This is a genomic window from Paraburkholderia sp. BGA-UO-ETr-F21 (genome assembly GCF_059567925.1).
In genome coordinates this window covers 444,477-465,053 of record NZ_JCAQOY010000005.1, presented here as the reverse complement: position 1 = coordinate 465,053, position 20,577 = coordinate 444,477, and the positions used below count along the sequence as shown (strand labels likewise).

The window sequence follows — 20,577 nt, the reverse complement described above, 5'->3', positions numbered from 1 at the left end:
GGGTCAGGCTTCGACCGGCTCGACGAACGTCGGGCTGTCGTTGCCGGCCCCGCTCTTGTTGACCTGCTGGGTGACTTTGTACCAATGGAAATCGTCGGAGGACTTCCCGGCGTTGTTCGCCAGGTGAATCGCCTCCTCGAACGTCGTCTCCGGGTCAAGCCAGACGCGCGCCTCCTCGAGCGTCAGTACGAGGGGGCGTCGGTCGTGCACATCAAGCATCCCGCTTTCCGACGGCGCGGTGACGATCACGAATCCGTAGACCGTTCCGGCTTCGGGCGGCGGCGCGTCAGCGGCCGGCGCTGGGTGCTTCGGCACCGGCTTTGCGCTGGTGAGGCCGGCGAAGTAGACCGGCGGTCCGTCGTTCGACTGAATGAAGTAGGGCTGCTTTTTGCCGCCCTCGGGGAGCCATTCGTACCAGCCGTCCGCCGGCACGAGCACGCGGGACTTGCTGAACATGCCCTTCCAGGCGCTGCTGGAGGACTTGTCCAGCCGGGCGTTGATGAGCATCGGCACCTTCCGGGCGACGGCCCAGCCCGGGCGGTAGCCCCACGGTTCGACGCGGGGGCCGTCCGGCGTGATGATGGGTTGCTTCGTCCCGGGCGACACGTTCCAACTGGGGCGGAACAGGTCGGGCTGGCCTTTCCAGCGCGGATCGTTCGCGTCGGACATCAGGGGCTCGACGTAGAACAGATCTTTTTGCCCTCGGGAGTATCGGCCACACATGTGCACCTCCAACGCTGTCGCAATAGCAGTAGCAACAGCGTAGCGCGAACGGCGGATCCGCGGTTAGGGATTGGTCGGCGGCGGTGCGGGCGGTGCGGGGGCAGCGCCCGGCGCAGCAGCGTTGGGGGCCGGGATACCTGCGGCTGGTGCTTGTGGCGCAGCCGGCGCCGGGGGGACGACGGGCGCTGGGGCGGGGGCGATCGGGCCGACAGCGGGTGCCGCTGCACCCACCACCGGGGCGGGAGCGGGCGGGGCCAGCGTGGCTTTGTACGTCGCGACCAGGTTGTTGATGATCTCGAGGCACAGGCACTCGTCGTGGCCTGTGCCCATGTGCGCGCCACGTTGCGCCATTCCGGCGACGCGGAACCGATCGTCCGTGAACGGTCCACCGCTGTTTCCTGGGCGGATGCTCCCAGCGCCCGTGATGGTGAAACTGAGCATCCCGGCGTTCGGCTCCGTCCGGTTGAGGACTTTCTGATCGTTGAAATCAGGCGGCGTCCATTGCTGCCAATCCGGAAAACCGATGAGCACCCCGTCCGCCCGCTTCTCGATCGGGTTGTCCATCGGCGAGAAATAGCGGTGCGGCGGCACGGGATCCTCGAACGCGAGGATCGCAAAATCCATCTGGGCATGGCGATACAGAATCTTCGCGGGCCATGCCTGCTGCGTGTCGGGCCTCACCAGTTGCAACGTCTTGTCCACCATTTCAGGCGCTTCGAAATCCGTGTTGAACGGGTGCCCGTTCACGTTCGCAACGGCCTCGAACACATGGTTGCACGTCACCAAAAGGTTCAGTTCCCGATGCACAAAGGCGGTCCCTTGCCCCATGGGAATGTCGTCCGACACACCGGGCGTGCTCTGGTACTCGCCCCACCATTCCACGACGAAACAGGCTTCCAGCGCGGTGTCATGGTCTCGGACGACCGGCTCCACTGGCAGTTTTGGGGCGGCGAACGACCCCGCAGCCTGCTCTTTGAGCACCGCCGCGTTGTAGCGCTCGGCGAGTCGGGTGTAGAGCAGATCGTCTTTCCCACGGACCATCCGCAGGTACAGCAACTTGCCCCACAGGACGTTTTTGAGTTGCGGCGGCGTGCCGGTGCGGGTTTGCCGCTTCCACGGCTTTTTTTCATACGGTCCGGTCAGGGTGTTGGCCACCCGGGCCTGCCACCCGGCTTCGGCTTTGTCGTAGCCGTTGCGCTCCCACGCGTTCAGCGCACCGCGAATGCGATCGATGTATTTGCGACGGACGTTCGGAAACTGGTTGATCGTGAGCCCAGTAACTTCCATCCGGCGCGCGCGGTCGCTCAACCGCGTCTTCGCCGGGTTGATCGCAAAGTGGTGCTTCGCGGTGATCAGGTCGTGCAGTTCCGCGCCGAGCGTCAGGTGCCCGTCGTCGTCCACGACGCAGATCGCTGCAGGCAGTCGAGAGGCGCTTCCCACGGAAAACGAGAACGTGATGTCGTCGGCGTAGCGGGTGTACGTTGCACGGTTCCTGCGCGCCAGGTCGGACAGGTCCCGATCCATCGTCCGGCACACAAGATTCGACAGGAAGGGGGACGTCGGCGCCCCCTGTGGCAACGACCCGTTGAGCGTGCACATGTGGGCGATGACGGTCGCCACCTCGTGCGAAAAGTTAAACGGGCGGTTCAGCAACACGCCGCGTACACGGTAAAACGTGATGGTTGGAAAGAAGTCTTGCAGGTCCAGATTCAGGACAAACTTCGTTTTACGCGAGCAATGGACACGGGCGTTCGTCACGATGCTGCGATCGCGAACGAACCCGTGCACGGCCGGTTTGATCGGGCTCATCCGATCTTCCAGGAACACAAGAGCCTTCTGTTGCAGCAACTTCAGACGCTTGCGGGGCTCTGCGATCAAACGCGGCGACCCGTTGCGCTTCATGATCTGGAAGTGCTTGTACGGCGGTGTCGGGTAAATGATGTCCTTCAACTGGTCATATTGCATGCCCAGTGCAGACCGCGAGAACGATGGGACGAACGTCCGCATCAGTTGTTCGAAGATAACGTCAAGGTCAGGGATCGCAACCTCCGGTCGGTGAGGGTGTCGCCCCCTTCCGTCTTTCTCCTGTATTCCAGCGGCGATGCGGAGATCCGGTCAAGCGCGCACCGGTCGGGGGTACCTCGTCGAAAACCCGCGTTAAACGCGGGTCTGGTTAAGCTCCGTACGGGGGCGACGGCCGATTGTAAGCGGTCGCCCCACACCGGTGCAACGTCACCCAGCGTCAGCGATCGATCGACCCTGCGTGCGCAGGAGGTCCGCCAGGTTGCGCGCGTTGGCCAGCACGACCTCCCGTTGCTCCGGGGAGAGGTCCGCGATCGATCGGACCAGAGCGTTCGCTTCGTCCGATGGGTGCACCGACACCTGCAGCAGGACGTCCTCAAGCGTCAGGTCCAGCAGGTCGCAAAACGAAATCAGACGTTCAATCGTCGGGGTGACGCGTCCGCTCTCCAGGCGGCTAAGACTCTCTTCGGCGATCCCCATGCGTTCCGCCATGACCGCCTGCGTCCAGCCCTTCTGTTTCCTGCGCTCGGCCAGGCGCGGGCCGATCTTGCTGATCAGCCGGCGCGAGCGATGAACGTTCTCCGATGCTTCCACGACCCACCCCACCTGCGACGTCATTAACCGACACGCAGTGTCATTCAGCCGGATTCGGATTAGAATGAGTTCACACGTCAAGTCTTGACGTATGGGATCAGTTTAGGTACGGCGACTGGAAATAAAAGCAGGGTTTGCGCGGTGCACAGCATCCGGCGCGTCCCCGCTCAACAACAAAGGACGCGTCATGAGCTTTCAACAACAGATCGATGAAGCGATCAAAAAGCAGGATTTGTACTTCATCGGGAACGCGCTACCCGCGGACTGGTACGCCGGATTCAAGGCGTGGCTCCCGCTCGCGGAGGGCGGCGACGCGAAGGCGGCGTTCAACGTGGGCACGTGCTACATGCGGGGCGACGGGGTCGACCGCAACACGACGACCGGGTTGGAATGGTATCGACGGGCGGCGGACGCGGGCGATGCGCGCGCACTCCGGACGTTGAACCAGCGACGGGCGGACGAGGAACGCAGCGCCGGCGAGGCACAGGCAAGGGAGCGTGCCCGCAACGAGGCGGCGCGTTCGGCCGTCGTGGTCGCAGAGATCAGGGCGTTGATCGAACGCAAGGACCTGGCGGGCGCACGGCGGCGCGCGGAGGCAGCGGTCCAGGAGGGCATGGGATGGGCAGGCGGGGTGATCGCGGCGCTGGCGCTGCGCGTCAACGTCAGGAAGAACGCGCGGAAGGAATACACGGTCTTGCAGGGCGCCTCGACGACGGTGCGGATCGCGGGGGTGTATCAGACGTCGCCCAAGACGATCGCCAGAACGTCGTACGAACTCGTTGGCGCGGCGAGCAACCCCTCGAGCTATCCGGTGACCGTCGCCTTCCAAAGTTCGTTCGGCCACCTCGCGGCAGGTGGCACGCTTCCCGTGAAGGCGAGCAGGGTATTGGACGTGAAGCAATGGGCGTCAAGCTTCGAAGTGAGCCTCGACGACCCGGCACGGACCGTGTTGAGGATACCTGCGGCGGCGGGGCAGATCGCAACGGGCGGCGTTTCGGCGTTGTCGCCGACGACGCGGCGCGTGCTCATGGGGGGTGGAGCACTCGTCGCGTTCTGGTTCGTCCACAAAGTTTGGTGGCTGTATCAGATGTGGCAGATCTACGAGAGGACCCACTGAACCGTTCACGTCCGACACCCAAAACGACAAAGGCCCAGCGATGGGCCTTTTGTTCGTCCGGCGACCTTCGTCAGGTCAGAGGCGCCCACCGTTCGGCTTCACGTCGTTCAGGCTGGGCAGTGGCTCGGTGATTTCCGCGTCGGCGAAGGCACGGACCTCCGCAGCCTCCCGGGCGGCTTCATGCGCCCAGGCGGCGTCGCGGCGCTTGGTGAGGTAGTCGTCGAGCGTCAGGATCGCGGCGGTGTCCTCGTCCGACAGGGCCTCCGGGGGCAAGTCGAGCGATTTGAAGAAGTCGATGGGCACCCCGTTGTGAACGATGAACGGCCATTGGTCCTTTGGACCGGCACCGACAAGGAAGTCGTCGAAGCGCAGGAGCGTCGCAAGGTCTGAATCGGCGAGGACCGCCTCCGCCGTGTTGTTCCGGGGCTTGAACGTCGCACTTGCTTTCCGCACCTCGCCGACGAAGTAGCGGATCTCCCCCTTGGGCCCGTAAGGATGACCCTTTGGACCGACGCCCCGCCTACGGTCCTCCTCCTGCTGCTTAGGCTTTCTCCCCGTGATCAGTTCGAGTTGAGCCGGGGTGATCTGAACCATGTCCGACAGCATCGCCGGATCCCCGATGTGCGCCACGATCAGTCGGTCCATGTCGGACAGCGTGAGCGGTTGGTACGACGTTCTGGTGTGGGTCTTAACGATCGGCATAGCAGTGCAGCGAAAGGGTTTCGTCTGGACGAATGGTACGACGGTCCGCCGTGCCCCGGGAAGCATGAAGCGTCCGAGCGTGGAGCGGCCCTCCGGGATTGCGAGGCTTTGCCCCTGTGAGCCGGTATCCTGGGAGTATCCTCAGCCGTTTAGCAAGACTTGCAGTGCAGATGGATGCAAGGCTGATGGACCTTTCAGGGCTATTCGATCCCCGCCCATAAGATGATCATGAATCCGTTGTCGGGCGGCGGTATCGCGAATCTGTTTTCCACGCACCCGGCTACCGAGGAGCGCGTCGCGCGGTTGATGGAAATGGCGCGCACGGGGCGCTTCGAATAACGCCGCGCGGCGCTTGGGCGCAATAAAGAAAGGCGAGTCTGCGGGCTCGCCTTTTTTGTTCCAATGGCAGGTTTGCGGAGCAGGGGCAGCCTGTGGCCGCTGGTCGATAAAGCGCCCATCAATCGCCTTCGCGGCCGTAGACGGTCCGCACGCCTCTTCACCGCACCGCACCTCACCTCACCGCAGACCCCGCGCCGCAGGTCCGTCTATTCCAGCAAGCCGTGCATGTGCAAACCCCAATCCATCCACTGTCGGCCGGCCGCGGCGGCCCGCGCTTCGCGCCACGCTACAATGTGTGTTGATTGCGTCGCGCGTTCCGCGCGGCCCGCCTTAGCCTTCTTCATGACCACAAAGCCTTCTTCGCGTACTGCTTCCTCACCGGCGCGTCCGCGCGAATCCCGATTGTCGATGCTGCATCTCGCGCCCGAATCGCTCGGTTTTGCGCTCGACTGCGCGGGCCAGGCCGTCGGCGCCGTGCGTCTCGGCTCAGCGTTGCCGGCCGCGCTGCAGTCGGTCTTCGTGTCCGCGCCTGAGGGCAGCACCGCCGCCGCGCGCGGAGCGGTGCAGGACATCGCGTACCGCACCATGCGGCGTCTCGCGACCGTCGAGTGGCTGATCGCGAAGCTGGTGAAAAAGGCGCCGCCGCCGCACGTCGGCCATGTGCTCGAGTGCGCGCTGGCCTTGCTCGTCGACGACGAAGCGAGCGCTGCCTATACGCCGTTCACGGTGGTCGATCAGGCGGTGAGCGCGATCGGCGCGCGTCGTGAGTTCGCCTTTGCCAAGGGGCTTGTCAACGCCGTACTGCGTAATTTTCTGCGCGAGCGCGAAGCGCTGTTGAGCGCCGCGCAAGCCGATGAAGTGGCGCGCTGGAACTACCCGGCCTGGTGGATCGATGCGGTGAAGCGCGCATGGCCCGACGCATGGCAGTCGGCGCTGGCCGCCGGCAACACGCAAGGCCCGCTGACGCTGCGCGTGAACGCGCGTCGTTCAACGGTCGACGCCTACCTGCAAGTGCTGCAAAACCATCACATTGTCGCGAGCAAGGCTGGAGACTACGCGGTCAAACTCGCCACGGCGATGCCGGTCGACCGCATTCCCGGTTTTAACGACGGTGTGGTCTCGGTGCAGGATGCCGGCGCGCAACTCGCCGCGCAACTGCTCGGCGTGCGTGACGGCATGCGCGTGCTCGACGCCTGCGCGGCTCCCGGCGGCAAGACCGGACATCTGCTCGAACTCGCCAATCTTCAGCTCGTCGCGCTCGAAAGCGACGCGTCGCGCGCGCGCCGTATCGGCGAAAACCTGCAGCGTCTGAAGCTCGAAGCGGAAGTGCGGATCGGCGACGCCGGCGCGCCCGCCAAGTGGCACGACGACATCGACCAGCCGTTCGACCGCATTCTCGCGGACGTGCCGTGCTCGGCGTCGGGTATCGTGCGGCGTCATCCGGACATTCGCTGGCTGCGTCGCGCGTCCGACATTCCTGCGCTCGTCGCCGAGCAACGCCGCATTCTCGATGCACTTTGGCCGCTCGTGAAACCCGGCGGCGAGTTGCTCTACGTTACGTGTTCGATCTTTCCGGAAGAAGGCGAGTTGCAGGCGCAGTGGTTTGGAAACAAGTATCAGGATGCGGTACGATTGGACGCGCCGGGGCAACTGTTGCCTTCAGTCGCTCGCGCGCCCGCCGACACATCGGCCGGTTCCGATGCCGGACAACCCGCTGAAGACAGCGCCGGCGCGAACTCAGACCACGACGGATTTTTCTACGCGCGCTTCCAGAAACGGTGACCATCAAACGCTTCTTTCCGCTTCGGCTCGCAGCCGTGCTCTGGATCGCGCTGGCCTTATGGCTCGCGGCGCCGGGCGCGGCGCACGCTGACTCGATCGCGGTGCAGCGTGCGTCGCTGCAAGCCGACAACACCGGCTGGAACCTCGACGCCCGTTTCGACTTCGACCTGAACAGCAACCTCGAAGACGCGGTCAATAAAGGCATCCCGCTCTATTTCACGACCGACTTCGAATTGAGCCGCCCGCGTTGGTACTGGTTCGACGAGCAGCCGGTCAGCGTGTCGCAAAGCATTCGCCTGTCGTTCCAGCCGCTCACGCGCGAATACCGCGTGTCGAGCGTTTCCTCCGGCGGTTTGCAGCTCGGCTTCACCACGCTCAAGGATGCGCTCGCGGTCATCAAGCACGTCACCTCGTGGCACGTCATCGAGCGCAATGAAGTGCGCGCCGGCGAGACGTATAACGCATCGGTGCGCATGCAACTCGACATCGCGCTGATGCCCAAGCCGTTCCAGATCGACGCGGTGAACAACCGCGACTGGAACCTCGCGTCCGAATGGAAGCGTTTTACCTTCACGGTGACCGAACGTGCTAAATAAAGTGCGCTCCGCCACCAGTGTCAGCAGCATCGTCGTGCGCGTGCTGGTGTCGACGGTCGCGGTCACGGCCGTGTTGCTGCTCGTGCTGCTGGCGGCCGCCAGCGCGAACACCGAATTCTTCGACCGCTATTACCAGTGGCTCTACGCCGCCAACCTCGCGGTCGCGATGATCTTTTTGCTGGTGGTCGCGACGCTCGTCATCATCATCATTGCGCGGCTGCGAAAGGGTAAGTTCGGCACAAGGCTATTGGCGAAACTGGCGTTCTTCATGGCGCTGGTCGGCGTGGTGCCGGGCGGGATCATCTACGTCGTGTCGTATCAGTTCGTGTCGCGCAGTATCGAGTCGTGGTTCGATGTGAACGTCGAAACCGCGCTCACGTCCGGCCTGAATCTCGGGCGCGGCATGCTCGACGCGTCGCTGTCCGATCTGCAGACCAAGGGCCGGTTGATGTCGGAACAGTTGGCGAGCGCGGACGCCGCCGGCACCACGCTCACGCTGCTGCGTCTGCGCGATCAGTTCGGCGTGCAGGATGCGACGATCGTCGAACCTACGCGCAGCATGTCCGGTGCGACGCCCGATATGCACGTGGTCGCGCAGGCATCCGGCAACTACGCGACGCTCGTGCCGAACGATCTGCCCACGCCGCTGATGATCGATCAGGCGCGCGGCCGCGGCTACGCGGCGATCGAAGGCGAAGTGGACGGCGATCCTCATGCGCATGGCAGCAAAGGCGTGCTACGGCTGCGCGTGGTGCAGCGCATTCCCGACTCGAACGCCTCGTTGCTGCAACCCACCGAACGCTTCCTGCAACTCACGCAGCCGGTGTCGCCCACGCTCGCGCGCAACGCCGACGCGGTGCAGCGCGCCTATCGCGAGTATCAGGAGAAGGCGCTTGGGCGCACGGGTCTGCGCAAGATGTATATCGGCACGCTGACGCTCGCGCTCTTTCTCGCCACCTTCATCGCGATGATGCTCGCGCTCGCACTCGGCAATCAGCTTGCGCGGCCGCTCTTCCTGCTGGCGCAGGGCACCAAGGAAATCACGGAAGGCGATTACACGCCTAAGCGGGAAATCAAATCGCGCGACGAACTGGGCTTTCTCACGCAGTCGTTCAACGCCATGACGCGGCAGTTGTCCGAAGCGCGCGCGGCGGTCGAGAACAACCGCATTGCGCTCGAACATTCGAAGGCGTATCTGGAAAGCATTCTCGCCAACCTGACCGCGGGCGTGTTCGTGTTCGACCGTCAGTTCAGGCTGACCACCGCGAATCGCGGCGCCGAGCGGATTTTCCGTCAACCGTTCCAGGCATTGATGGGTTCGGCGCTGGATCAGATCGGCGTGCTGAGCGAATTCGGCGGCATGGTCCGCAAGGCGTTTGCCGATCGCGAAGCGGCTAGCGGCGACGGTCACGACGATCGCGGCCACTGGCAGCAGCAGTTTTCGGTGCAGGTGCCCGGCGAAACCGAGCCGCTCACCTTGCTTGTGCGCGGCGCGCGGCTCGTCTCGGCGACGGACCGCGACGCGGAAGACATGCAGACCTCCGGCTATGTCGTGGTATTCGACGATATCTCGGACGTGATCTCCGCGCAGCGTTCGATCGCATGGGGCGAGGTCGCACGGCGGCTCGCGCACGAGATCAAGAATCCGCTCACGCCGATCCAGCTTTCCGCCGAGCGTTTGCAGATGAAGCTCGCCGACAAGCTGTCGCCATCCGACGCGGATGTGCTGAAGCGCGGCGCGACCACGATCGTCAACCAGGTCGCCGCCATGAAGCAGATGGTCGACAATTTCCGCGACTACGCGCGTACGCCCCCGGCAGTGCTCGCGCATTTGCAGCTGAATGATCTGGTCAGCGAAGTGCTCACGCTGTACGGTATCGAAGAAGGCAAAGGCGCGATCCAGGTCGAGCTCGCCACCCTGCCGGCGATTCGTGGCGACGCGACGCAATTGCGTCAGGTGATTCACAACCTGCTGCAGAACGCGCAGGATGCGGTGGCGGACCTCGAGCATCCGCGTGTATTGCTCGAGACGAGGACAGTAGAATACGGAGACCCCGACGCGGAAGGCAAAGTCCATGTCGCGGTGCGTCTGACCGTGACGGACAACGGACCGGGCTTCCCCGCGCGTATCCTCACACGTGCATTCGAACCTTACGTGACGACCAAGGCCAAAGGTACGGGCCTGGGTCTTGCGATGGTCAAGAAGATCGTCGACGAACACGGCGCGCGCATCGACATCCGCAATCGTATGAAAGCGGGCGACGTGATCGAGGGCGCGCAGATTTCGATCCTCTTCCTTCAACTGGCAGACGATGCCGCGACACCTGGAACAGGGCCGCGTCCGGCGCACGGCAGTGCGTCGCATGGAAAGACAAAAGCAACAGTGCAGACAAGGGCAGCGTAAATGGCAACCATCCTGGTGGTAGATGATGAAATGGGCATCCGGGAATTGCTCTCGGAGATCCTGAGCGACGAAGGGCATGTCGTGGAGGCCGCGGAAAACGCGCAGGAAGCGCGCGAATTCCGTTTGCGCCAGGCACCCGACCTGGTGCTGCTCGACATCTGGATGCCCGACACCGACGGCGTGACCTTGCTCAAGGAATGGGCTGCGCAAGGGCAACTGACCATGCCGGTGATCATGATGTCCGGCCACGCCACGATCGATACGGCCGTTGAGGCAACCAAGATCGGTGCACTCAATTTCCTCGAGAAGCCGATTGCTTTGCAAAAGCTGCTGAAGGCTGTCGAGCAGGGCCTCGCGCGTGGTAACGCGGCGAGTGCGCCGGGCGGCGCGGCGGCCAAGCCGGTGTTGCCGGTGAGTGCTTCGGCAGTGGCTTCGGCGGCGTCACTGCCGATGCTTTCCACCGACGGCCTCGGCAGCGGCGCGCTGGCGGCGCAAACGGCCTCGATTTCGTTCGATATTCCGCTGCGCGACGCACGCGACGCCTTCGAGCGCGCGTACTTCGAATATCACCTCGCGCGTGAGAACGGCAGCATGACGCGTGTGGCGGAGAAGACCGGCTTGGAGCGCACGCACCTGTATCGCAAGCTCAAGCAACTCGGTGTCGATCTCGGTAAAAACAAGGGGGAGTGAGCTTGGTGACGAGAGCAAGTGAGCCCGTGCTTTGCGCTCAGATCCCACTTTCACAGATTTTTTCGAGAAGGGGCTTGCCCTGCTGCTGACCCTTTGATATCATTTCGTTCTTCGTTGGCCCGGTAGCTCAGTTGGTAGAGCAGCGGATTGAAAATCCGCGTGTCGATGGTTCGATTCCGTCCCAGGCCACCAGGATTCAGCCCCAGGAAATCGCAAGATTCCTGGGGCTTTTCCTTTTTGCGCCCCTAATGTGTGACGGGCTTGAAGGACATCACGCGTGTCCGCTGCTTCGCCTTGCGCGCGCCGCGTGGCAGCACGCACTCGGCGGTGTTCGGCGCTGCATGATAAAATCGCGCCAGTTCAAGGACTTGCACAGTGAGTGCAGCGCCTGCGTGCTGTGCGGCAACGCCGCCACCTGCACCGAACCCTTCGCCCGACGATTAACGGTATAAGCGCCCAGCGACTCTGCATGCGGAAGGCGCGGCCTATACTGCTTTGGGCCGGCAGCAGTGCCGGCACGCGTCGCGCCGCGTTGCTTGCATGGCGCACCTCGCGCAGCGCGACGTGGCACTCTTCATTCACGGAGTTTCACGGTGATCCGCAACGACGCTAAACGTAGCGCTCTGGTGCTGTTTTCCGGCGGCCAGGATTCCGCCACGTGCCTCGCCTGGGCGCTCGAACGTTATGAAACGGTCGAGACACTGGGCTTCGATTACGGTCAGCGGCACCGCGTCGAACTGGAATGCCGCGAGGGGTTTCGCAACGCTGTCGCGCGTGCATTTCCGCAGTGGGCCGAGCGCCTCGGCGACGATCATATGATCGACCTGTCGGTGCTCGGCGCGATCAGTGACACCGCCATGACGCGCGAGATTGAGATCGAAGCCACGGCGAACGGTTTGCCGAACACGTTCGTGCCGGGCCGCAATCTGATGTTCATGACCATCGCTGCGGCGATTGCGTATCGGCGTGGCCTGCAGGTGCTGGTGGGCGGCATGTGCGAGACGGATTTCTCAGGCTATCCCGATTGCCGCGACGACACGATGAAGGCGTTGCAGGTCGCGCTGAACCTCGGCATGGACACGCGCACGCTGCTCGAAACACCGTTGATGTGGCTCGACAAGGCCGACACGTGGCGCCTCGCGCACGAACTCGGCGGCGACGAACTCGTCGAGCTGGTACGCGTCGAGACGCATACGTGCTACGTCGGCGAACGCGCCGAATTGCATGCGTGGGGCTTCGGTTGTGGCGAATGCCCGGCGTGCCGCTTGCGCAAGCGTGGCTACGAAGCCTATCTGTCGGGTGAGAAGGTCACCGAGGCGCCGGTCTGATAACGCTCGGCAGGACAGCGCACCTCAGGCAATCATTTTCAGGAACATAGGGCACACAGCAGCATGACTTACGCGGTCAAGGAAATCTTCTACACGTTGCAGGGCGAGGGCGCGAATGCCGGGCGTCCGGCTGTCTTCTGCCGGTTTGCCGGCTGCAACCTGTGGTCGGGCCGTGAAGAAGATCGTGCCGAAGCGGTGTGCCAATTCTGCGATACCGATTTCGTCGGCACGGACGGCGAGAACGGCGGCAAGTACCGCACGGCGGAAGATCTGGTGCAGATGATCGCGTCGCAATGGCCGCAAGGCGAGGGCGAGCGTTTCGTCGTGTGCACGGGCGGCGAACCGATGCTGCAGATCGATCAGCCGCTGGTCGACGCGCTGCATGCCGCCGGCTTTGAAATTGCGATTGAAACCAACGGCTCGCTGCCGGTGCTCGAGACGATCGACTGGATCTGCGTGAGCCCGAAGGCCGACGCGCCACTCGTCGTGACGAAAGGCAACGAACTGAAGGTCGTGATCCCGCAGGACAACCAGCGCTTGTCCGAATATGCGAAGCTCGACTTCGAGTATTTCCTCGTCCAGCCCATGGACGGTCCGTCGCGCGACATCAACACCAAGCTCGCGATCGACTGGTGCAAACGCCATCCGCAATGGCGCCTGTCGATGCAGACCCACAAGTATCTGAACATTCCCTGATTTGCCGTGCTGACGATTACACGAAAACTCGAATTCGACGCGGGTCACCGCATTCCTGATCACCGCAGCCAGTGCCGTAATCTGCACGGTCATCGCTACGTGCTCGAAATCACGCTGCAAGGCGATCTGGTCGACACCGAAGGCGCGCCCGATCGCGGCATGGTGATGGACTTCGCCGACGTGAAGTCGCTCGCAGTCGAGCATCTGGTCGACAAGTGGGACCACGCGTTTCTCGTCTATGAAGGCGACGCGCAGGTGCGTGGTTTCCTGGAAACGATGGCCGGCCACAAGACGGTCGTGCTCGATCGCATTCCCACGGTCGAAAACCTTGCCGCCGTGGCGTTCGAGATTCTCGCGAACGTCTACGACGCGCACTACGGCGTGAATCTGCGTTTGCACAAGCTGCGTCTGTACGAGACGCCGAATTGCTGGGCCGACGTGGTCCGCGACTAAATCGAACGCCGCCGCGCGGCTCGCAAAAGTCCCCTTGGGGACCGTCCAACCCTCGCGTTATTGTCACGGTATGATCGCTCCGATAACCACACGGAGCGAGACATGCCGGTCACCGCATTGCGTCGCAGCAGGCATCCGGGCCGCCTCGGCCAGAGCCAACCTCTTTGTTTTTTCCCAGCCCATCGCGCCGGTAGTGCGCACTGCGGTTCAGGCGATGCATTTCATCGCCGCCACGGAGCGCCGCGATGAGCAGCCTGACCAATCCCCTCAAGTCACGCCTCAAGGAAACCGATCCGCTGTTCGGCCTGTGGCTTTCGCTCGGCAGCGACGCTGCGGCCGAAGCGCTCGCGCACGCCGGCTACGACTGGCTGCTGATCGACATGGAGCACGCGCCGAACGATAGCGGCGACGTCGCCTCGCAATTGCGTGCGATCGCCGCCGCGCATCTGCCGAGCGAGCCGGTGGTGCGCGTGCCCGCCAGCGAGGCGTGGCTCGTCAAGCGCGTGCTGGACGCCGGCGCGCGTACGCTGATGTTTCCGAATATCGAGTCCGCGGAAGAGGCGGCGCGCGCCGTGCGTCTCACGCAATATCCGAGCGCCGGAGCGCTCGACGGTGAGCGTGGTGTCGCCGGCGTGGTGCGGGCTGCGGCCTACGGCATGCGGCGCGACTACGTGCAGACGGCCAACGCGCAGATCGCGACCATCGTGCAGATCGAGTCGGCGCGCGGCTTGCAGGAGGTGGAAAAGATCGCGGCGACGCCGGGTGTCGATTGCCTGTTCGTCGGGCCGGCCGACCTTGCCGCGAGCCTCGGTCATCTCGGCGATTCGAAGCATGCCGACGTGCAGGCCGCGATGGCGCGCATCGTCAGCGCGGCGGACAAGGCGGGCATTGCCGCCGGTATTTTTGCCATGGATGTCGCGAGCGCCAAACAGCATCGCGACGCCGGATTTCGTTTTATCGCTCTGGCCGCGGACGTCATGTGGATGTTGCGCGCGACTCGCCAGGCGTTGCAGGAGGTGAGGTCATGAAAGGGATGGTGCAGTGCGTCGTGGTGCGTCTGGCGGTCACGGCGGCGTTGATGGCGAATGTGGCGGCGTATGCGCAGGACCGCGTGGCGAAGTCGAACGATCCGCAGACGCAAACCGCGGTCGCCGACTACAACGCCGGCAATCTCAGCGCGGCGCTGGCCGAGTTCCGCAAGGCCGCGGAGCGCGGCAGCCGGCTCGCCGAGTTCAACTACGCAATGATGCTGCTCAACGGCGAAGGCGGCCCGGCCAATGTGGATGAAGGCAAGAAATGGCTGCGCAAGGCCGCCGACGCCAACATGTCGCACGCGCAATACGTGTACGGCAAGATGTACGACGATGGCGAGTTCGTCGGGCGCGATCCGGTCGAAGCGCACCGCTGGTTCCTGAAGGCGGCGCAGCAAGGGCACGTGCAGGCGGAGTTGGCGCTCGCCAATCAGTTCCTCGACGGACGCGGCACCGAGCGCGACAACAAGCAGGCGTTCTTCTGGTACAAGAAGGCGGCGGAAGGCGGCGACATGACCGCGCAGTACGTGGCGGGCTCGTTTTACGAGCGCGGCGGTGACGGCGTAGACAGGAATCTCAACGTGGCGCGCGCTTATTACGCTGCCGCAGCGGCGCAGGGCGATCCGGCGGCGCGGCTCAAGTATCAGCAACTCAGCGCGCAGTTGCGGGATCAGAAGGAAGTGAAGCCGCAATAAATAAAGAAGGGGCGCTCCGTGATGATGGTGCGCCCCTTCTTCGATTTGCAGCCTTGTTCGCTGACAGCCTCGCCGCGCTAACTCTGCATCAACCGCTTTTGCCGCGCGACGCTCATGATGAGCCCGATGGCCACACCCAGCGTGGTCAGTGCGGTGCCGCCGTAGCTCATGAACGGCAACGGCACGCCGACCACCGGCAAGATGCCGCTCACCATGCCGATATTGACGAATGCGTAGGTGAAGAACGCCATGGTCAGCGAGCCGGCCAGCAAGCGTCCGAACAGCGTCGCACCATTGGCCGCGATATACAGCCCGCGCGCGATCAACAGCATGTATAGCGTGAGCAGCACGACGCCGCCCGCCAGTCCGAACTCTTCGGAGAACACCGCGAAAATGAAGTCGGTGTGCTTCTCGGGGATAAACTCCAGATGCGCCTGCGTGCCCTTCAGCCAGCCTTTGCCAAGCGGACCGCCGGAGCCGATCGCGATGACCGCCTGGATCGTGTGGAAGCCCTTGCCGAGCGGATCGGAGGTCGGGTCGAGCAGCGTGCAGATACGGTGTTTCTGATAATCGTGCATCAGCGGCCATTGCACTTCGGGCTGACAGATCTTGTCCTGAAAGGCGGCGATCGAAGCGACCGCTATGACGCCTGCAATCAGCACCGGCACGATCAGCTTGAAACTCAGGCCCGCAAAGTAAATCACGAAGAAGCCGGCCGCGAACACCAGCACGGCCGTACCGAGGTCGGGCTGCTTGGCGATCAGGCCGACCGGCACCGCGAGAATCAGCAGGCCGACCAGATAGTCGTACCAGCGCATCACGCCTTCGCGGCGCTGGTAGTACCACGCGAGCATGAGCGGCGTGGCGATCTTCAGGATTTCCGACGGCTGGATCACTACCCCGACATTGATCCAGCGCTTCGCGCCCTTGCGCGTGAGGCCGAATAGCGCCACCGCGACCAGTAACGCGATCCCGAACGTGTAGAGCGGGACCGCGAAGCGCATCAGCGTGGTGGGTGGAACATTGGCGAGCGCCCACATCAGCACGAACGTGAGCATGATGTTGCGTAACTGGTCTTCCACGCGGCCGGGGACGTCCAGACTCGCGCTGTACAGCGTGACGATGCCGACGCACAGCAGCAGAAACACGATCAGTGCGAGCGGGCGGTCGAAGCCCGCGAACATCCGCTTGATGCGGTCGAGCCAGGCGCGCTTGTCGAATTGCATGCCTTTCTCCTTACTCGTCGATGCCGCCGGAAACCGGCTGGCGTGGCGACGTGCCCTGAGTGCCGTCTTCGCGCGACGGTGCCGCGGCGGTCGGCACCGGCTCGCTAGCCGGGCGGGGTTTATGCGGGACGCCGGATTTACGCGACGCTGAATTCTTTGCGGCAGAAGTCGCGGACGTCGAGGCGGCCACCGGTGCCGATGCAGCCGCCGGCACGGAAGCCGCGGCCGCAGCAGATGCCGCTTTCGCAGCCGCCGCAGCGGAGGCCGCCGCTGCCGCCGAAGCCGCACCGGGAATCGGCAGGGCAGTGAACCCCGCCGCGACCTTGACCGGCTGCGCCGCATCCTGTGGCGACGGCGCATCGCCGACTTCGGGCGCGGACGCATCCTGGGTCGCCGACGCCGCCGCCTCGATGGCCGCCGCCTGAGCGCCCGGCTTGTTCTTGCCGACGAGGTAGTAGTCGAGCACCTTTCGCGCGATCGGGCCCGCCGATTCCGCACCCCAGCCGCCGTTTTCGACGATCAGCGCGAGCGCGATCTTCGGCTGCTCGGCGGGTGCGAAGGCGATGAAGAGTGCGTGGTCGCGCAAATGCTCGGCGATTGCGTGGCCTTTGTAGTTCGCGCCTTGCAGCGAGTAGACCTGCGCCGTCCCCGTCTTGCCGGCCGCCAGGTACTGGGCGCCGATGAACAGTTTCGACGCCGTCCCATTGGTCACGACGCCTTCCATCGCGCGCTTGATGATGTCGATATCCGATTGCTTGACCGCGATCTTGTCGCTCGGATCGCGCACGACTGCGCGGGTGTCTTTCGTGATCGGGTTTTCGATGTCGCGCACGAGGTGCGGCTTCATCACGACGCCGTTGTTCGCGAGCGTGGCCGTAGCGTGAGCGAGCTGGAGAATCGTGAACGAGTTGTAGCCCTGGCCGATGCCGAGACTGATCGTTTCGCCTTCGTACCAGCGCTGCTGTTCGGGCTTGCGGTATGCCTTGCGCTTCCATTCGGTGGAGGGCAGGATGCCACGCGCCTCGCCCGAGATGTCGATGCCGGTGATCTGGCCGAAACCCCACGGCTTCATGAAGTTGGCGATATTGTTGACGCCGAGATCGTGCGCGAGCATGTAGAAATACGTGTCGTTCGACACCACGATCGCGCGGTTCATGTCGACCCAGCCTTGGCCCGAACGCACGTCGTTGCGGAACGTGTGGCCGCCGAAGGTATACGAGCCCGGATCCTGAAAGCCCCAGCCCGGCGTGCGCTTATGCAGTGTGAGCGCGGCGAGCGCCATGAACGGCTTGTAGGTCGAACCCGGCGGATAAGTGCCGTGCAGCGGCCGGTTGAGCAGCGGGTGGTCGGGCGAATTGTTGAGATCGTCCCACGTCTGCTGATCGATACCGTCGACGAACGAATTCGGATCGAAACTCGGCGCGGACACGAACGCGAGCACGTCGCCCGACGATGGTTCGATCGCGACCAGCGCACCGCGGCGGCCGGCGAATGCCTGCTCGGCGACCTGCTGCAAGCCGATATCCAAAGACAGCACAAGGTTGTTGCCAGGCGTTGCCTGCGTACGCGACAACGTGCGCACGGGGCGGCCGCCGGCCGTCACTTCCACTTCCTCGAAACCGGTCTGGCCATGCAGTTCGGTCTCATAGCTCTGCTCGACGCCGATCTTGCCGATGTAGTCGGTGCCCTTGTAGTTGTTCGCGTCCAGCCGCGGATCGTAGTGGTCCGGATCGCTGTCGTTCTGGTCGCTGGCGTCGTCGATACGGTCCTGATCGCGCTGCGAAATCCGCCCGATGTAGCCGATCACGTGCGCCGCCGTCGGCCCGAGCGGATATTGGCGGAACAGGCGCGCGCGCACTTCCACGCCGGGAAAACGGAAGCGCTGCGCGGTGAAACGCGCGACTTCGTCGTCGGTCAGGCGGGTGCGGATCGGCAGGCTCTCGAAGTTCTTCGAGTCTTCCTGCAGCTTCTTGAAGCGGCGGCGGTCGCGCGCGTCGATCGAAACGACCGTGGCCAGGTTGTCGATCACGTTTTCGAGCGAGTCGTTCAGCTTCGAGGGCGTAATTTCGAGCGTGTAGGCCGAGTAGTTCTTCGCCAGCACGACGCCGTTGCGATCGGTGATGATGCCGCGGTTCGGCACGATCGGCGCGACGGAAATGCGGTTTTCATCGGCCTGCAGCGAATATTTGCTGTAGTGCCAGACCTGCAGAAACAGGAAGCGGAAACCGATCAGCCCGAAGCACACGAACACGAACAGACCCGCCGCCGCGACGCGCAGGCGGAACTTCGAGAGCTGTTGCTGAGTGTCCTTGAATTCGGTCATGCGATTCTGCAAAAGGCCGGTTGACGGCCATCATGAGTGTGCGCCTTTTCCGGCCGGAACCGGAAGGCATGAACAGCGATGCGCGTCGAGCGGGCCGGCAAAGCGGGTTCCATCAGAATGGCCGGCGGGCCCGATGCGTGATCAAATTGGCCGGGTATCGTCCGGGTCGGCCGGGCGGCGCTGCGGCATCAGCAGCAGCACGCTGGTGACCGGCCACAGCGCGGCTTCGACGAAACCGTCGATCAGATAACCCCAACCCGGAAACGCCGCGCCCGTCAGCAGACGGATCACGAACGGCACCAGTTGCGCGACCACAAGCAGCGGCATGACGGCGAAGGTCTGCACGCCGAGCGACATCCACAGCACGCGGCGGTGGATGGTGATCGCGCCGTACGACAACAGCGTGTACGCCAGCGCGTGCTCGCCGAGCAGGCTGGCGTTGTGCACGTCCATCAGCAAACCGAGCGAAAACGCGATACCCATGCCGACTTTGCGCGGCTGGTGCACGTTCCAGAACAGCAGCACGAGCGCCACGAAATCCGGCACGCCGACAAGGCGCCCCCACGGCATCAGATTCAGCAGGAACGCGGCAGCGAGACTGAACGAGATGAAGTACGGGTTGACCGGCTGCAGAATGTATTGCGGACGGTTCATGGCTGTGCCCCCGGCGTGGCTTGCGGCTTCGCGTTCTTCTCAGCGGCCGGTTTCTTTTCGGTGGCGGACTTCTTGTCCGCGGCTGCCGGTTTGGCGGGCGCCTTTTCGGCGGGCTTGGCCGCTGCGGGCTTCTCGGCCGCGGATTTTTCCCCCACCTTTGCCGGCGATTTGTCCGTCGCAGCTTTACCGTCTGCCGGCTTGGCGCCCTTCTTCGCTTTCGCCTCCTTCGCGGCCGTGGCTGCGTCGGGTACTTCGGCGGGACGCGGCGGCACATTGTTCACGTAGTGCAGCACCAGCAACTGACGGGCGCCGCGCACCGGTGCGATCGGCAGGCAGATCACGCGCGCGAACGCCGTATCGGCCTGTTTGTCGACCCGCACCACCTTGGCGACCGGCAACCCCGGCGGATAGACGCCGTCGAGTCCGCTCGTGACGAGTTCGTCGCCGGACTGGATGTCGGCGCTGATCGGCACGAAGCGCAGATCGAGCGTGTCGCCCTTCGGCGTGCCGTAAATCACACTGCGCAAGCCGGTGCGCACGATCTGCACGGGCACCGCCTGGTCCTTGTCCGTGAGCAGGGTCACTTCCGCTTGCAGCGGGAAGACGCGCGTCACCTGACCGATCACGCCGTCTTCGTTGACGACCGGCGAACCATTCTGGATGCCTTGCTGCGCACCGCGGCCGATCACCACCTTCTGCGTGAAAGGATCGCGTGTGTCGTACTGGATCTCGGCGGGCAGAGATTCGGTGGTGGAGCGCTGCGACAGTTGCAGCAGCGCGCGCAAATGGGCGTTTTCGGCGGCCAGCCCGGCTGCCGTATTGGCTTGCTGCGATAGCTGCAGGTCTTTGGTGCGCAGCTTGTCGTTTTCGCTGCGCAGCGTGGCGCTGGTCACGGCCAGGTCGGCGGCGCCCACGAACATGTCGCGAGGCACGAGTGCCGCGCGTTGCAACGGATAAAGACCCGCGCCGAGCACGCCACGCACGATTTCGAGCGTTTTGAAGCGAGCGTCGGAGATCAGCAGGGCGAGCGCCAACACGACGAAAAACACGAGTCGTGCGAGAGCGGACGGTCCTTGCTTGAACAGGGGCGGCGGACTGTATTCCATGGTCGGCGCCGGGGGCGTGAGCGGTTGGGTGAGACGGCGGCGCGCGAGGAACGCGCGTTCAGCGAGCGGAGGCTGGCAGGTCCAGCCAACGGCAAA

18 protein-coding genes, 1 tRNA gene and 1 pseudogene are annotated in these 20,577 nt (G+C 64.0%); 12 read left to right on the top strand and 8 right to left on the bottom strand.

All coding sequences use genetic code 11. The annotated features are described in order from the left end of the window. Nucleotides 1-3: 3 nt before the first annotated feature. The 3 genes from AC57B1_RS03595 to AC57B1_RS03585 all read right to left on the bottom strand — a co-directional run bounded on the left by AC57B1_RS03595 (nt 4) and on the right by AC57B1_RS03585 (nt 3,339). Entirely contained in the window at nt 4-723 is a 720-nt protein-coding gene (locus AC57B1_RS03595) for an SOS response-associated peptidase (protein ID WP_496416581.1), read from the bottom strand. A 63-nt stretch (nt 724-786) separates the two neighbouring features. After that, on the bottom strand, nt 787-2,688 hold the full coding sequence (locus tag AC57B1_RS03590) for a reverse transcriptase domain-containing protein (protein ID WP_496416580.1): 1,902 nt from the start codon (nt 2,686-2,688) through the stop codon (nt 787-789). Nucleotides 2,689-2,955: 267 nt separating this feature from the next. Continuing rightward, nucleotides 2,956-3,339 (bottom strand): helix-turn-helix domain-containing protein, encoded by a 384-nt coding sequence (locus AC57B1_RS03585; protein ID WP_496416579.1) that lies wholly within the window; start codon nt 3,337-3,339, stop codon nt 2,956-2,958. A gap of 187 nt (nt 3,340-3,526) precedes the next feature. Between AC57B1_RS03585 and AC57B1_RS03580 the strand changes: the two genes are divergently transcribed. Further along, nucleotides 3,527-4,456 carry a hypothetical protein gene (locus tag AC57B1_RS03580; protein ID WP_496416578.1) on the top strand — a complete coding sequence of 310 codons (930 nt, stop codon included), beginning with the start codon at nt 3,527-3,529 and terminating at the stop codon, nt 4,454-4,456. Nucleotides 4,457-4,531: 75 nt separating this feature from the next. Here AC57B1_RS03580 and AC57B1_RS03575 read toward each other — a convergent pair whose 3' ends face one another. Continuing rightward, nucleotides 4,532-5,101, bottom strand: coding sequence for a hypothetical protein (locus AC57B1_RS03575; protein WP_496416577.1), 570 nt, complete (start codon nt 5,099-5,101; stop codon nt 4,532-4,534). A gap of 270 nt (nt 5,102-5,371) precedes the next feature. On the opposite strand from AC57B1_RS03575, the pseudogene AC57B1_RS03570 reads away from it, so the two are divergent. From AC57B1_RS03570 to AC57B1_RS03520, 11 genes and pseudogenes are all read left to right on the top strand, one after another. Continuing rightward, nucleotides 5,372-5,497: pseudogene (locus AC57B1_RS03570) on the top strand (protease HtpX); the annotation flags it as partial. A gap of 342 nt (nt 5,498-5,839) precedes the next feature. Further along, the gene (gene rsmB / locus AC57B1_RS03565; RefSeq protein ID WP_496416576.1) at nt 5,840-7,279 is read left to right on the top strand and encodes a 16S rRNA (cytosine(967)-C(5))-methyltransferase RsmB; all 1,440 of its coding nucleotides are present in this window, start codon (nt 5,840-5,842) and stop codon (nt 7,277-7,279) included. Next, nucleotides 7,276-7,875, top strand: a complete 600-nt coding sequence (locus AC57B1_RS03560) for a DUF4390 domain-containing protein (protein WP_091797298.1) — start codon at nt 7,276-7,278, stop codon at nt 7,873-7,875. The genes rsmB and AC57B1_RS03560 overlap by 4 nt, the downstream gene beginning before the upstream one ends. Beyond that, nucleotides 7,865-10,279 (top strand): sensor histidine kinase, encoded by a 2,415-nt coding sequence (locus AC57B1_RS03555; protein ID WP_091797295.1) that lies wholly within the window; start codon nt 7,865-7,867, stop codon nt 10,277-10,279. Before AC57B1_RS03560 ends, AC57B1_RS03555 begins: the two co-directional genes overlap by 11 nt. Next, nucleotides 10,280-10,969 carry a response regulator transcription factor EsaR gene (gene esaR / locus AC57B1_RS03550; protein ID WP_091797292.1) on the top strand — a complete coding sequence of 230 codons (690 nt, stop codon included), beginning with the start codon at nt 10,280-10,282 and terminating at the stop codon, nt 10,967-10,969. A 116-nt stretch (nt 10,970-11,085) separates the two neighbouring features. Continuing rightward, a tRNA-Phe gene (locus tag AC57B1_RS03545) sits at nt 11,086-11,161 on the top strand. A gap of 401 nt (nt 11,162-11,562) precedes the next feature. Beyond that, nucleotides 11,563-12,297 carry a 7-cyano-7-deazaguanine synthase QueC gene (queC, locus tag AC57B1_RS03540; protein WP_408479348.1) on the top strand — a complete coding sequence of 245 codons (735 nt, stop codon included), beginning with the start codon at nt 11,563-11,565 and terminating at the stop codon, nt 12,295-12,297. Nucleotides 12,298-12,360: 63 nt separating this feature from the next. Then, complete coding sequence (gene queE / locus AC57B1_RS03535; protein WP_091797286.1) at nt 12,361-12,993, top strand: 7-carboxy-7-deazaguanine synthase; 633 nt, start codon at nt 12,361-12,363, stop codon at nt 12,991-12,993. Nucleotides 12,994-13,002: 9 nt separating this feature from the next. Further along, on the top strand, nt 13,003-13,446 hold the full coding sequence (queD, locus tag AC57B1_RS03530) for a 6-carboxytetrahydropterin synthase QueD (protein WP_091800899.1): 444 nt from the start codon (nt 13,003-13,005) through the stop codon (nt 13,444-13,446). A gap of 245 nt (nt 13,447-13,691) precedes the next feature. Further along, nucleotides 13,692-14,474, top strand: a complete 783-nt coding sequence (locus AC57B1_RS03525) for an HpcH/HpaI aldolase family protein (protein WP_496416575.1) — start codon at nt 13,692-13,694, stop codon at nt 14,472-14,474. After that, nucleotides 14,471-15,172, top strand: a complete 702-nt coding sequence (locus tag AC57B1_RS03520) for a tetratricopeptide repeat protein (RefSeq protein ID WP_408343818.1) — start codon at nt 14,471-14,473, stop codon at nt 15,170-15,172. The genes AC57B1_RS03525 and AC57B1_RS03520 overlap by 4 nt, the downstream gene beginning before the upstream one ends. A 77-nt stretch (nt 15,173-15,249) precedes the next feature. Here the strand turns inward: AC57B1_RS03520 and rodA are convergent, their stop codons facing one another. The 4 genes from rodA to mreC form a co-directional block, all read right to left on the bottom strand. Then, nucleotides 15,250-16,398, bottom strand: a complete 1,149-nt coding sequence (gene rodA / locus AC57B1_RS03515; RefSeq protein WP_091797276.1) for a rod shape-determining protein RodA — start codon at nt 16,396-16,398, stop codon at nt 15,250-15,252. Nucleotides 16,399-16,408: 10 nt separating this feature from the next. Continuing rightward, nucleotides 16,409-18,721, bottom strand: coding sequence for a penicillin-binding protein 2 (gene mrdA / locus AC57B1_RS03510; protein ID WP_408343816.1), 2,313 nt, complete (start codon nt 18,719-18,721; stop codon nt 16,409-16,411). A gap of 141 nt (nt 18,722-18,862) precedes the next feature. Further along, nucleotides 18,863-19,375, bottom strand: coding sequence for a rod shape-determining protein MreD (gene mreD, locus AC57B1_RS03505; protein WP_408183993.1), 513 nt, complete (start codon nt 19,373-19,375; stop codon nt 18,863-18,865). After that, nucleotides 19,372-20,481, bottom strand: coding sequence for a rod shape-determining protein MreC (gene mreC / locus AC57B1_RS03500; RefSeq protein ID WP_496416574.1), 1,110 nt, complete (start codon nt 20,479-20,481; stop codon nt 19,372-19,374). The genes mreD and mreC overlap by 4 nt, the downstream gene beginning before the upstream one ends. Nucleotides 20,482-20,577 lie beyond the last annotated feature (96 nt).